Origin of the sequence: Candidatus Amarolinea aalborgensis, assembly GCF_900491745.1 — a bacterium.
Lineage (GTDB): Bacteria > Chloroflexota > Anaerolineae > SSC4 > Amarolineaceae > Amarolinea > Amarolinea aalborgensis.
In genome coordinates this window covers 27,736-40,208 of sequence record NZ_UETR01000003.1, presented here as the reverse complement: position 1 = coordinate 40,208, position 12,473 = coordinate 27,736, and the positions used below count along the sequence as shown (strand labels likewise).

Sequence of the window (12,473 nt, the reverse complement as noted above, 5' to 3'; positions counted from 1 at the left end):
GAATTATTGCCATGATGGTACAATGTCGCCATGTCGAGTAGCATTCCATCGCCAGGGCAAGCGCGCATCGATCCGCGCAAGTTGCGAGATTACGCTCTCAACCCAGCCCATGAGTCGGGCCGGTTCAAAGCGGCATTCTTTGCGCAGATGGGCTACACCGCTGCAGACTGGCGACGGCTGGAGCGCGATATTCGAGAACAGCATCTTACGCAGCCCGCCAAACCTGGCCAGCGGTCGCCCTTCGGCCAGAAGTACACCGTCACTGCGCCGCTGGTTGGTCCCACCGGCGAGGCAAGGCAAGTGACAACGGTTTGGATCGTCCGGCCCGGCAACGACTGGGCCGACCTGGTGACCATTGAGCCTGCATCGCGGCGCAAGGAGTAGTTGTATGAACGAGACTATCGAGCTGTTAGAGACCATCATCGCTACGGCAAGCTTTCCTGGCCATTCCGTCCTGGCCGGCGACCTCGGCACAGTGGTCGAGATCTACACCACGCCGCGTTTGGCCTATGAAGTCGAATTCGTGAACCCGGATGGTTCCACCAGGGCGCTGCTGACCCTGGCGCCTGAGCAAGTGCGCCGTTTGTCCGCGCTCGATGTCTTGACGACGCGCCAGGTTCCCTTGGCGGCATGAACGCGGCACCTTACGCTCCGTGCTCGGTTAGCCCCGAAGACGCCAGTGCGCTCTTCGGGGCTTCTTGTTTGTGCAGCCAGACGCTGACATGCTCCGGCTGCAGCGTCTCCTGCACCACGCGCGCCAGTTCACCGGTCAGCGCGTCCAGGTCGGTCTCATCGCGCGCGGTCTGGGCGAACTGCGCCAGCACCCGCTGCGCATCGTACTTCTTGCGGAAGAAGCGCCGGTCAATACCATCCTGGATGCGCCGGCGCAGCGGCGTAAAGAGCGCGGCGATCGCCAGCGTCGAGACGACGACCGCCAACGTGGACTGTTCGACGCCTGTCAGCGCGCCGACCAGCCGCTGCAACAACACCACGCTGCCGAAGTAGACCAGGCCCAGTAACCCAGACAGCACGGTGTAGACCAGCGTCTTGCGGATGATGACGTCAATGTCGAACAGGCGATAACGCAGAATCGAAACAGCGATAGCGAGAGGCGGAATCAGACCAAGTGACGTAACCCAACCAAGCGGCTGGACAAAGACCGTGACGAAGGAAATGTCTTCATCGGGAACGCTGTTTGGCACCAGGAATATGGTCGAAGCTGCTAACGCAAAGAGAGTGAAGCCAACGAAAAGTGGGAATACCACCCATTTGGTTTGTTCTCGCTCAATGGGTGTTGATACCCGACGATAGCGATAGGTAGGGAAGAGGAAGACGCTGGCTAACGACGTGATAAGAAACAGCGGGAAAATCACTTCCATGTTTTTTCCCACTATGACCCAGAATGGCGGAAGCGCAAACTGATAGGAGTTTATGATATTGTATACACTCAACCCGATGGCCACTCCAACAGACCAACGCGGAACAAAACGTCCGGTGGGGAAAACGAGGAAAAATGAGTATAAATACATATTGCCCACAAAAGCCGCAAAGGGAATGATCCATACCCAGTCAGGATAAGCAGCAGCAAACGCCTGCCAAATGGGGATGGCTCCCGCCGTTCGATTCCCAACATCATGGCTGATAAAATCAAGGCGCTGCGCTCACGTGATTTGCGCCAAAGATGAGGATGGCGGGCTGCCCCACAGGATCGGGGTTGGCAATTGCAGCAAGAAACGAAAAGTCGCATAGAATCCAAGACTCAAGCCCATGCCTTCTAATTCCCGAATTTGGGCCGGAGCAGGCTGAGGTTTTGCGCCTGGTGGAAAGCGGCCACTTGACCAGCGATCTGAAGTGAAAGCAGCGTGAAGGCAAATACAGCCCACCTATCCGAGCGTAGGTAAGCCCGGCGGCCAGACAATTCGTTTTTCATTGTGTTTGCGGCTCACGCGCCATCTCCCCATCAGTCACCGCGATACGTCTGCAACGCCTTGTTGGCCGGACTAGCAGCACTTCTCGGTGGTGACGTCGAACACGACCCATGCCAGGTGCAGATGACGATCTCGTCGAGCTTGCCCTCGCTCAACAGCCCGCCGGCGTGGGGACACGCATCCTGCGTGCGCGTAGCGTCCCCTCGACATTGTAGACGGCCACGCCCTGCCCGTCCACCGTGACCCGCTTGATCTGGCCGGGCTTGAGATCGGCGACCCGGAACTCGTTCGGCGGCGCCGGCCGGCTGATCAGCGCCGCCGAACATGCCCGTGAGCGACACGTCGGGTTCATCGCGGATGCACCGGCACTCGCACGGTCACCAGCCGTCACGCACCGACACCGGGTAGTGGGCGGGGCCGACGCCCGATCAGCAGGAAGCTGGCCCGTGGGAGATCGTACTGGTAGCCGTGCTGGGCAGGTCAGCGTGCCGCCCGCCAGTTCGCCCGTACACACTGGCCCGCCGCGGTGCAGGCAGCTATTCTGCAGCGCAATCCACTTGCCGTCCAGGTGGAACACGCCGATGGACAGGTTCTCGGCCTCGACGATCACCGCCCTTCGGGGATTGCGTCAACCGTGCCAGCTCGACACGTCGTGATACTCGATCGCTCGCGCCATCCAACGCCTTCTCATACGTCTCCACCGCCGGCACGCGCACCGACGCCTCGGCGTCGCCTCGCGCGACTGGAAGGTCTCCGGTTCGCGGCCTTCCCCATACGGTCGCGCCAGTAGTTCGATCAGGGACATGAGCAGGGCGTGCCAGGCGGCCAGCCCTGCGTATCTCCAGCCCGGATCCAGCGTGCAGCTCCGGCACAGCCCGGCAATCCGCTGCCCAGTAAAGCCCATCATGCCGATGACGTAGCGTTCGGGGATGTAGACCTGCGGATCGGCGCCGTGCGAGGTATGCGCGGCCGACGTAGTCCACGAAGCGCATAATCTTCGTCGAAGAGGCCCGGCGCAGTGCGCCGCCAGAAGCTGGCCTGGTGCCACTCGCAGATCCAGGTACTCCTGGTCAATCGTCCCATCCGCCCGCAGGAAGTGCTTGCGCGTGGCGGAAAGCTCAGCACTTGCGCGTAGAATTCGCCCACGATGGCTGGGATGTGCTTCCTCGATCACAAGCGCGTCTCTCGGATGGCTTCGGCGTGCTCGGGCTTGAACCCGATGAAGTCGGCCATGAACTGGAGTAACGGCCCGCATCCGCCGCGCTTGGAAGCTCTTGGGTTGATAATTCGCTCATGGCTTCCAGACTCCTCGGGGCGATAGGCAGACCGGTGCTGGCCGCAGCCACCGCTGACCTGCTCCGGCTGCAGCGTCTCCTGCACCACCGCGCCAATCACCGGTCGGCGCGATCCAGGTCGGTCTCATCGCGCGCGGTCTGGGCGAACTGCGCCAGCACCCGCTGCGCATCGTACTTCTTGCGGAAGAAGCGCCGGTCAATGATATCCTGGATGCGGCGGCGCAGCGGCGTGAACAACCGGCGATGGCCAGCGTCGAGACGACGACCGCCAACGTGGACTGTTCGACGCCTGTCGGCGCGCCGACCAGCCGCTGCAAGAGCACCGCCGCCAAAGTAAACCAGCGCCAGCAGCGCTGGTCAGCATGGTGTAGACCAGCGTCTTGCGGATGATGACGTCAATGTCCCACAGGTGGTAGCGCAGCACGCCGACACCGATGCCCAGCGGTATCGCCGAAACTATCACCTCGACCTCGGCGGGCAGCGTCACGAACAGCCGGCGACCAGGGGAAACCCTACGGCTACGACCAGGCCGAACAGAACCACTTCGTTTGGTCTCGTTCGACCCTGCCAGACACCCGCACATAGCGATAGATTTGACGAACTAAGGGGCCAGGAAGAAAAGCGGGACAATCAAGACCGCTCCGAACCGAGCGGGTGCAGAGGCCAGGTCAGCGCTCGCGGGAAGATGGTGAGCACGCCAGGGATGACCGAAACGACGAAAAGCAATGTAAACACGGCCACCAACGGGCCGATGGCCCAACGCAGTCAACGCGGCACACGACCATCGGGAAAGAGATAGAGCCACACAAGAAAGAGCGGCTAGATGAGTGCGCCAGCTTCCAGATGGTTTGGGCAACCGCGAAATCATGGCCGTGCGGACGGCTGTTCTGGACGCTGGAACCGCCGCACACTTGCCATGGCCGTGATCCAGCCAAACCAGGTGCGCAACCGCCACACCACCAATGCGGCCGTCAGCGTGAACACGACGGCGCTCAGGATGTTGATGAGGTGTTGAGCGCCCAGGCGGAACGGATTCCCCAGGCAGCCGAGCGGCCGCAAGAGTGCAGGCGACACCTGCACGCCGCCGCTGGTCACAACAGTCGGGATGGCGCCGGCGTTGACCAGCGAAGAAGCGGGGCATGCTGGCGACCCAGTACACCCACTTGAACACCAGGAAGGCCAGCCAGCAATAGACGGGCGAACGTCAGAGACGATTCTGGAAATGTTTCATTGTAGACTCATTGATCTTGCTGCCTTCGTGTAATTCGTGGCAGGGGAATCGTTGCTTCCTGTACAAGAATTCAACCGATAGACGCCTAACTCGCCGCTGTGCGGCTGCTGCGCCTGGCGCGCTGCCAGCGGCCCCAATAATGCTGCACGAACATAGTCACGCCCGTCAGCAGCAGCGCCAGCAGCGAGCCGATCGCCACAGCAGCCAGCCAGCCTGGCAGCTGGAAGGCGCCGCCCTGGCTGAGGCTGCTGACCACCAATACGATGAAAGCTAGTATAAAGGGCAATCCCAGCCAGCGATGTAGTTTCCGGTTCCATTTGTTCAAGGTATTCATGACATCTCCTTGTCTTCTCATCTATTCACCGTAGATCCAGCAGCATCGGCAGCCCGTTGGCCGGCCGCAGGGTCGCTTTCGGTTGGGGCGTCGCCACCGCGCCGGCCGGCAAGCGCAGGCGATAGCGCTGGGCCACGGCGGCCAGGATCAGTGTTGCTTCCATCAGCGCAAAGCTGTTGCCGATGCACTGGTGCGGGCCGCCGCCGAAGGGCATGTACGCGAAGCGCGGCCGCTCATGCGCCGCATCGGGCGCGAAGCGCTGCGGGTTGAAACGCTCCGCCTCGGGCCAATAGGCCGGCAGGTGGTGCATGACATACGGGCTGATGCCCACGACGGCGCCGGCCGGAATGTGATAACCACAGATTTCATCATCAGCCACAGCCTGCCGGTTGGTGATCCAGGCGGGCGGATAGAGACGTAGCGTCTCGTCAATCACCATGCGAGCGGTATGCAGATTGGGCACGTCGGCCACGCCAGGCGTGCGTCCGCCCAACACCTCGGTCAGCTCGGCGTGCAGCCTGGACTCCACGTCGGAGTGCTGGGACAAGAGGTAGAACACCCAGGTCAACAGCACAGCGGTGGTCTCGTGGCCGGCCACGAAGATGGTGACCACCTCGTCGCGCAGCTGCTTGTCGCTCATCGCCTGCCCTGTCCCCTCGTCACGCGCCTCCATCAGCATGCCCAGCAGATCGTCTCGCTCCTCGCGGCTGCAGCGCCGCTGCTCGACAATGCCTAGCACGACGTCGTCCACGGTGCGTATGGCGGCCAGCGCGCGGCGGTTGCGCGGCGTCGGCCAGCGCAGGGAGGGGTAAAAGGGCACCTGGAAGCGAAAATTGACGTCGGCCAGAATCACGCCGATGGCCTGGCTGACGGCGTGAACGTCGCCGTCCAGCCGAGCGCCAAACATGGTCTCGCTGATGATGGCCATGGTCAGGCCAGTTAGCGCCTCGGCGACGTCGAGCGGCTGGCCGGGATGGGCGCGCTGTTCCCACTGCGCCAGCATATCCAGCGTGCGGCCGGTCATGAGCTCGCCAAAGCCGGCGATGCGGCGGCGGTGAAAAGCCGGCAGCATGAGCCGCCGCTGGCGCTGCCACAGCTCGCCCTCGCTCGTGAAGAGGCCGTCGCCCGCCACCCGGCGGATGATGTCGAACAGGTCGCCTTTGACATAGTTGCGATGGTTGTCCTGCAGCACGCGCTGCACGCCGTCCGGGTGGTTGATTTGGTAGAAGGTGATGTGGCCCAACCGGTAGCGAGCCACGTCGCCATAATCGGCCGCGGTGTGCATCAGGAATCCCAGCGGGTCGCGCTGGAACTGCAGCGTGTTTCCGATCACGGGCAGGCCAGCGGGGCCAGACACATCCGGGCGGCGAGCAGGCATTGGTTGAACTGATCGTTGAGTGATGGTGCTCATGGTTTATCTCCTGGGCTACAGGATACCACCCGACCGTCCACGAAACGTTACGAAAAGCGTTACGAAGCGGTTGAACATACGATTCCAGCCATTTCACGCGCCCAGAACTGACCCCTGGCGGGCATTGCGAGGCATGTCAAATCAACTGATAATGTTACCGGGCAGGGTCATTCACTCAACTGATAATGTTACCGGGCAGTCCTCTCCTTTCATGTGATGAAATAGGCACCCGATTGTGCCAATGAAGCACGAGACAGTTCAGCGGCTGAGAATAGCCCACCCCAACCAGGCAAATTGTCTGAGGAGGTCTGGATCAATCCCCCCAAGGCCATCGCAGACCAATCAGCATCCGCTTCCGATCGGCCGGCGCAGCCGCCTGTCACCACCCAAGCAGATGTGCTGCCACTTGCGCCTTTGTCATCCATCCTCTAGACTACGCCTAGCGGGACGGAGGATAGTGCAACGCTGGGGAGCGACACGAGCGCCGATCCCGTTGACGATGTAGCCGGGCAGAGTCACGATCATGTCACTCTGCCCGCATCGTCCTCATCCACACACAGGGCTACATTGTCAACAAAGCGAAAAACCCAAACGTTCAATGCGGCGAGCGCCACCGTTCGGCTGAGACCTCGGCGAGCTCGGTCGAGCCGCTCACGTCGAAGCCCAGACCGGCGCCAACCGGTTCCCAGGGCAGCCCGGTGGTCGGCGCATCAAGCCTGTACACTAATTTCCAGACTCAAGTTGTCTCAAAGTCATTGACACATTCCACACTGCCGACTCGCCATGGATGCGTGTCAGGTAGGAGGGACAGCTGGCCGCTTGGATGGGCGAGATGCCAGCGCCAACCACTCATCGCCGGTGGGGGATGGTCCGGTTTGCGCGATGAGGGTAGCAAAGATATCCTCGGTGATGCCAGGCACAGCGCAGGGAAGTGCAAAGAGCTGGTCAATGCCGTCATAGATGTTCTGGCGGAGTTGGCGTGGGTTGATACGGTCGCGCAACTGCTCCAGGTGTGTACGTTGTGGTGGGAGGATGGCTGCGGTAGCACACACGCGGTCGAAAGGCGTGCGCGCCTCATCGTAGCGTCGGCGATAACGTACCTGCTCGCCGTTTTCAGTAACCGGTTGCTTGGCGCACAGGCGCATGACTGGTTGGAAAAGGTTGTAATAGAGCCACATCTGGTTGTATAGACGATTCATGGCTAATGTCTGTGCGACCGTATCGAGTCGCTCATTGCCCAGGTATGCACGCACCAAGGTGTCATTCTTCTGCTCGACAAAACGGTTGTCATTTTTGTGGTAGGGTCGGCTGCGCGATAGGCGCACGCCAACCACCAACTCTTTCCAGAAAGCGACCAGATGGTCGTTGAAGAACTCGCTCCCGTTATCCGGATGCAGTTCACGAATCGCAAAGGGTAGACGCGCCTGAATGCGGGTAAAGCCGTCTTGCATCACCCGATAACTGCGCCCCAGCACGGCCACCCGCTCACTCCAGCCCGTCGCCACATCGATCATCTGTAGTGTATGCACGTACTCGCCGCTGGCGCTGATCCCACTGTGGTGAACCGTGTCCACCTCGAAATGTCCTGGCTCTGTTTCATCCCAACTGATACGCTCCATCGGCACCTCACGCCTGACCTGGTTGGCCCGCGCCGGACCTTTTCGTGGCAATCGCATATCGTCTTGCCCAATGCGCGCCAGAATCCGGCCAACCGTCGCCGTGCTGATCTCACGCAACTGCGCACGTAAGTCCTCGCTCACCTCCAACTCTCCATGTTTCTCCAACTGACTTGCCATCCACTCCAGGTTTGGCCTCAATCGCTCCGCACATAGGTAGTCGAAGCTCGGCGCAATCACACGCAACGCATCTTCCACTTCCGCTCCGTACACCCGCCCCCGTTGTTTGCTCCGCTTCTCCCGCTTGGGCAACTCCTTCATGTGTCGCACCAGACTCTTGCGATGACACCCAGTCACCGCCACCATCTCATCCAGTAACCCCTGCCGTTCACGCCGGCTCGCCTTCGCATACCGGCGCTGCATTAACCGCAAATACTTGTATCGCTCATCAATCGACATCTTCTCGTCTGTGGACATGATCCCCTCAGTAACATTTTCATTTGAGTGAACCATACCACACTGGTAACATTTTAGCTGAGTGAATACGGAGGCTTTCCGGCCCAGCATAGGTGTGTTATAATGCCGACGAAACAACTGTCGCCTACAGCGCGCTGAGAAAGGGTGTGAATAGCGTGAACCATGTCCAGGTGATTAACCAGTCTCTGCTCCGCCGAACAGTGGTCGAAGTCGCAAATCTTCCTGATGACGATTTGGCTATCCTCCTCGATGTCGTTGCCTTTCTGAAACAGCAGAGGGTAAGCGAGATGACAGCCGACGACATCCGGCAAGCAGCCCGCCGGCGCGCCGTGGTCCTGCGTGGCGCACCGCGCGACCAGCTCGCCGCGCAGTTCCGTGAGGTTGGCGAGCGAATACGCAGTCAAGCTGTTGCTGCCGGCACAGCCGTCGAGGGAGACTGGGAAGGTGACTGAGCGCCTGCGCGCCGTCTTCGACACCAACGTCTTTGTCTCAGCGTATCTGAGCCGTAACCCCACCAGCCCGACCCAGGAACTCATCGGCCGCTGGCTGGCCGGCGAGTTTACCTTGCTCGTCTGTGACGCGATCGTGGACGAGCTCATCGAGAAATTGATCGAACGCCGGATCGCACGCGCAGACATCGAGGCATTCGTAGCGCTGCTCGACAGCATGGCCGAATGGGTGGATGTGCCGGACCAAGCCATAGAGCAGGTGGTGCTGGCTGACGCCGACGACAATGTCGTGGTGGCATGCGCTGTTGTCGGCAACGCCGATTGTCTGGTCACCTATGATCCACACATTGCAGCGCTAGGCGACAGTTACCAGGACATGAGGATCACGAAGGCGCTGCCATTTCTCTGGGCGGTTCGGGGTGACAAGCGATCAGACGTAGCCGAGAACGGTTAAGCATCAGCCGGATTTGCCGGGGGCCTCAGTCGCTCTTGCGCCTACAGGTTGCCGCAGCCACACGCTGACCTGCTCCGGCTGCAGCGTCTCCTGCACCACGCGCGCCAGCTCGCCCGTGAGCGCATCCAGGTCGGTCTCGTCGCGTGCGGTGACGGCGAACTGCGCCAGCACCTGCTGCGCATCGTACTTTTTGCGGAAGAAGCGCCGGTCAATGCCATCCTGGATGCGGCGGCGCAGCGGGGTGAAGAGCGCGGCGATCGCCAGCGTCGAAACGACCACGGCCAGCGGCGATTGCGCCGCGCCGGTCAGTGCGCCGACCAGGCGCTGCAACAGCACCACGCTGCCGAAGTAAACCAGCGCCAGCAACCCGGTTAGAGCAGTGTAGACCAACGTTTTGCGGATGATGACATCAATGTCCCACAACCGGTAGCGCAGGATGGCGATGCCGATGCTGATCGGCAACGCAGCCAGGCTCACCGCAAAGAGAGTTGTTGCCACCGTCGAAACCCACAAATCCCACACGGTGAACTGCTGCTCCGATTGGCTTGCAGCCAGGATGCTTCCTGCCCAAGTCGTCATCACGACTACGAAACCCAAAGAGAACAGCACCCATTTGGTTTGCTGTCGTTGGACGACATCCGACCGGCGGGCAAAACGATAGCCCTGGCTGCCGATGCCAAGCAGCAGGTACAGCGCCACCGGCGCAAAGGCCAACGAATCGGGGAGAAGCTGCAAGGTGAAAAGAGTCATCAGCCCAAGCCAGACCGGCAGCAGCCAGCCTGTCCAGCGCGGCACAAAGCGGCCATCGGGGAACAGGTACAGCAAGGGGAAAAAGGCCAGCCAGGCCAGGTTCCCGAGAACATCGAGGATTGGCGCAAGTATGGGCTGAACCTGCCCCACAGGCCCGGTTACAAAGTTGGCCTGTGTACCAAACCAGACAAACAAAACGCCCACATACAAGCCAAACCAGCTATCCGCCTTGCGCCAGAAAATGATGAGGCCGACAGCTACCAGGCTCAAAGCGGCCAGCACGGACACCGCCAGTTGCGTGTAGCCCAACGCGGCCACCGACAGGCCAGCGGAGGCCATCACAGCCAACAAGGTCGCGTCGCTCCAGTTGTCGTTAGGACGGATGGAATCCAGATTGGTCAGTCCATAGCGCGGAAAAAGCAGCAAGCCCCATAGGAAGGTGGCAATGCAGAAGGCCATGAACAGCATGGCGACGACGCGGGCGATGGACAGCAGCCGGCCGCGTCGTGCATTGCCTAGTAAGGGGCCACTAGCTTGCGTGAGAACTGGCGTAGTTGTTGTCATAGACTCCATAATAACCGATGATCGTCCGCGAAACGTTACGATAAGCGTTACGGGGGGCGGCTGGATCACGAAAACGCGAAGACCGCTGGATCGCGAAAACGCGAAGACCGCTGGATCACGAAAACGCGAAGACCGCTGGATCACGAAAACGCGAAGACCGCTGGATCACGAAAACGCGAAGACCGCTGGATCACGAAAACGCGAAGACCCACGAAGTCGCGAAGCGCGAAGGTCGCGAAGCGCGAAGATCGCGAAGCGCGAAGGTCGCGAAGCGCGAAGGTCGCGAAGTCAGCAATCTTCGTGCTTCGTGTCCTTCGTACTGCTTCGCGCCTTCGCGCTCTCCTTCGTACTGCTTCGCGCCTTCGCGCTCTCCTTCGCATCTTCGTGATCCAACGCCCCCTACTCGCTCCTCTCCCACTCGGCCGGCGCGCGACCCAGCGTGCGCCATTCCGGCGCCAGCGGCGTCACGCCCAGCTCGGCCACGATGCGCCGCGCGGCCAGGCCCAGAATCGCGGTGAAGGTCGGATAAGCGATCTGCAGCTCGGCCAGCGGCTCGACGCGCATATCGGCCGCCATACCTGCGGCCACCACATGGACGATCTCCAGCGCCTGCTCGCCCACCACATGCGCGGCCACGAGCCGGTGCGTTTCCCAGTCCACGATGAGCTTGCAGAAGCCCTCGGTGCGGCCATCAATCACGGCCCGGTCCAGGTCAGCGTAGGGAACGACGGCGACGGCGACGGCGCGCTCCTTGCGCGCCTGCTCTTCGGTCGGGCCGACGCTGGCATATTCGGGGTTGGTGAAGCCTCCGTGAGGCACGATCTGGTATTCCTTGCGGCCCTGCCCGCCCAACACCGCGTTCTCGGCGGCAATGCGCGCCTCGTAGCCTGCGCTCTGTACCAGCATCATACGGCCGTCAATGTCGCCGGCGGCGAAGATGTGCGGCGCGGAGGTGCGACAGGTGTCGTCGGAAAGGACATAGCGACCGTCGGTGGCCACGCCCGCCGCGGCCAGGTTGAGCCCGTCCAGGTTGCCCAGCCAGCCGGTGGAGAGCACCACCGCCTCGGCCAGCAGCGTCTCCGTGCTCTCGCCGCGGCGATAGACCAGCGCCAGCTCCTTGCCCTGTCGCTCGATGCGTTCAATGCCGCTGATGCCCGTGACCACGGCAATGCCGCGACGCTGGAACGCCTCGGTCATGGCCTGCGACACGAGGCTGTCTTCGGTGGTCAGGATGCGCGGAGCCACGTCCAGCACGGTGACCGCGCTGCCGAAGGCGTTGAAGATGGCGGCGAGCTGGCAGCCGGTGGCTGCGCCGCCCACCACGGCCACGGAACGCGGCAGCCGCTGCAAGCGCCAGATATCGCTGTGGGTCAGCGCGAACTCAGCGCCCGGGAAATCCAGCCGCCGCGCGCGGCCGCCGGCGGCCAGGATGAACTTGTCGCCGCGGAACTGGCGACCGTCCGGCACTTCAACGGTGTGCGGATCCAGGAAGCGGGCGTTGCCCACGCCGTCATACACTTGAATGCCTGACGCCTCCAGGTGGGCAATGAGCTGCTTTTTCTCGTGGATCTCATAGACGATGGCCTGGGTGCGCGCCAGCAGGCGCTGAAAATCCAGCTCAGGCGGCGGCGCGCTCATGCCGTAGTCGGCGTACTGGCTGGCGTTGGCCATAAGCCGCGCGGCGCGGGCCAGCACCCGTGTCGGCACGCAGCCGTCGTTGGTGCAGGTGCCGCCCATGGCGCCGCGCTCGATCAGGGCCACGGACACGCCCAGTTCGCGGGCGCGCAGGGCGGCGGTCGAGCCGGCTGGCCCGCCGCCGATAACGATCAGATCAAAGGTGGCTAGAGAAAGGGTCACTGAGTTTCTCCTTGAAGCGGCGGGCGCCCGCCGCTGAACGCACGGTTCTGGACCTGTCAAGCCGGAATTCCAAAGGTAGCACACATCCAACCACAAAGAACACATGC

General features: G+C 61.7%; 16 protein-coding genes and 1 pseudogene. 4 read left to right on the top strand and 13 right to left on the bottom strand.

All coding sequences use genetic code 11. The annotated features are described in order from the left end of the window. Positions 1–30: 30 nt before the first annotated feature. Positions 31–384 carry a DUF6883 domain-containing protein gene (locus ACPQ6D_RS04950; protein WP_423223193.1) on the top strand — a complete coding sequence of 118 codons (354 nt, stop codon included), beginning with the start codon at positions 31–33 and terminating at the stop codon, positions 382–384. A 4-nt stretch (positions 385–388) separates the two neighbouring features. Further along, positions 389–634 carry a DUF4926 domain-containing protein gene (locus tag ACPQ6D_RS04945; RefSeq protein ID WP_423223192.1) on the top strand — a complete coding sequence of 82 codons (246 nt, stop codon included), beginning with the start codon at positions 389–391 and terminating at the stop codon, positions 632–634. A 10-nt stretch (positions 635–644) separates the two neighbouring features. Here the strand turns inward: ACPQ6D_RS04945 and ACPQ6D_RS04940 are convergent, their stop codons facing one another. From ACPQ6D_RS04940 to ACPQ6D_RS04890, 11 genes and pseudogenes are all read right to left on the bottom strand, one after another. Next, positions 645–1,379, bottom strand: a complete 735-nt coding sequence (locus ACPQ6D_RS04940; protein ID WP_423223191.1) for a hypothetical protein — start codon at positions 1,377–1,379, stop codon at positions 645–647. Between the two features lie 581 nt (positions 1,380–1,960). Further along, a complete protein-coding gene (locus tag ACPQ6D_RS04935; protein WP_423223190.1) occupies positions 1,961–2,083 on the bottom strand; it encodes a hypothetical protein in 123 nt (40 codons plus the stop codon). Further along, entirely contained in the window at positions 2,080–2,280 is a 201-nt protein-coding gene (locus ACPQ6D_RS04930) for a Rieske (2Fe-2S) protein (protein ID WP_423223507.1), read from the bottom strand. The genes ACPQ6D_RS04935 and ACPQ6D_RS04930 overlap by 4 nt, the downstream gene beginning before the upstream one ends. 132 nt (positions 2,281–2,412) lie before the next feature. Continuing rightward, positions 2,413–2,505, bottom strand: a pseudogene (locus ACPQ6D_RS04925) (Rieske (2Fe-2S) protein); the annotation flags it as partial. 51 nt (positions 2,506–2,556) lie between these two features. Next, positions 2,557–3,102 (bottom strand): hypothetical protein, encoded by a 546-nt coding sequence (locus tag ACPQ6D_RS04920; protein ID WP_423223189.1) that lies wholly within the window; start codon positions 3,100–3,102, stop codon positions 2,557–2,559. 217 nt (positions 3,103–3,319) lie between these two features. Beyond that, positions 3,320–3,460, bottom strand: coding sequence for a hypothetical protein (locus tag ACPQ6D_RS04915; RefSeq protein ID WP_423223188.1), 141 nt, complete (start codon positions 3,458–3,460; stop codon positions 3,320–3,322). 627 nt (positions 3,461–4,087) lie between these two features. Further along, entirely contained in the window at positions 4,088–4,297 is a 210-nt protein-coding gene (locus ACPQ6D_RS04910) for a hypothetical protein (protein ID WP_423223187.1), read from the bottom strand. Positions 4,298–4,539: 242 nt separating this feature from the next. Beyond that, positions 4,540–4,788 (bottom strand): hypothetical protein, encoded by a 249-nt coding sequence (locus tag ACPQ6D_RS04905; RefSeq protein WP_423223186.1) that lies wholly within the window; start codon positions 4,786–4,788, stop codon positions 4,540–4,542. Positions 4,789–4,813: 25 nt separating this feature from the next. Beyond that, positions 4,814–6,199, bottom strand: coding sequence for a cytochrome P450 (locus tag ACPQ6D_RS04900; RefSeq protein WP_423223185.1), 1,386 nt, complete (start codon positions 6,197–6,199; stop codon positions 4,814–4,816). A 595-nt stretch (positions 6,200–6,794) separates the two neighbouring features. After that, positions 6,795–6,923, bottom strand: coding sequence for a hypothetical protein (locus tag ACPQ6D_RS04895; protein ID WP_423223184.1), 129 nt, complete (start codon positions 6,921–6,923; stop codon positions 6,795–6,797). Between the two features lie 70 nt (positions 6,924–6,993). Then, positions 6,994–8,292, bottom strand: coding sequence for an integrase (locus tag ACPQ6D_RS04890; RefSeq protein WP_423223183.1), 1,299 nt, complete (start codon positions 8,290–8,292; stop codon positions 6,994–6,996). A 155-nt stretch (positions 8,293–8,447) separates the two neighbouring features. Between ACPQ6D_RS04890 and ACPQ6D_RS04885 the strand changes: the two genes are divergently transcribed. Next, on the top strand, positions 8,448–8,744 hold the full coding sequence (locus ACPQ6D_RS04885) for a hypothetical protein (RefSeq protein WP_423223182.1): 297 nt from the start codon (positions 8,448–8,450) through the stop codon (positions 8,742–8,744). Then, positions 8,737–9,195: a putative toxin-antitoxin system toxin component, PIN family gene (locus ACPQ6D_RS04880; RefSeq protein ID WP_423223181.1), complete on the top strand. Its 459-nt coding sequence runs from the start codon at positions 8,737–8,739 to the stop codon at positions 9,193–9,195. Before ACPQ6D_RS04885 ends, ACPQ6D_RS04880 begins: the two co-directional genes overlap by 8 nt. 3 nt (positions 9,196–9,198) lie before the next feature. Here ACPQ6D_RS04880 and ACPQ6D_RS04875 read toward each other — a convergent pair whose 3' ends face one another. Both ACPQ6D_RS04875 and ACPQ6D_RS04870 read right to left on the bottom strand, forming a co-directional pair. After that, positions 9,199–10,509 (bottom strand): hypothetical protein, encoded by a 1,311-nt coding sequence (locus ACPQ6D_RS04875; RefSeq protein ID WP_423223180.1) that lies wholly within the window; start codon positions 10,507–10,509, stop codon positions 9,199–9,201. A 399-nt stretch (positions 10,510–10,908) separates the two neighbouring features. Next, complete coding sequence (locus tag ACPQ6D_RS04870) at positions 10,909–12,366, bottom strand: dihydrolipoyl dehydrogenase family protein (protein ID WP_423223179.1); 1,458 nt, start codon at positions 12,364–12,366, stop codon at positions 10,909–10,911. Positions 12,367–12,473: the final 107 nt, after the last annotated feature.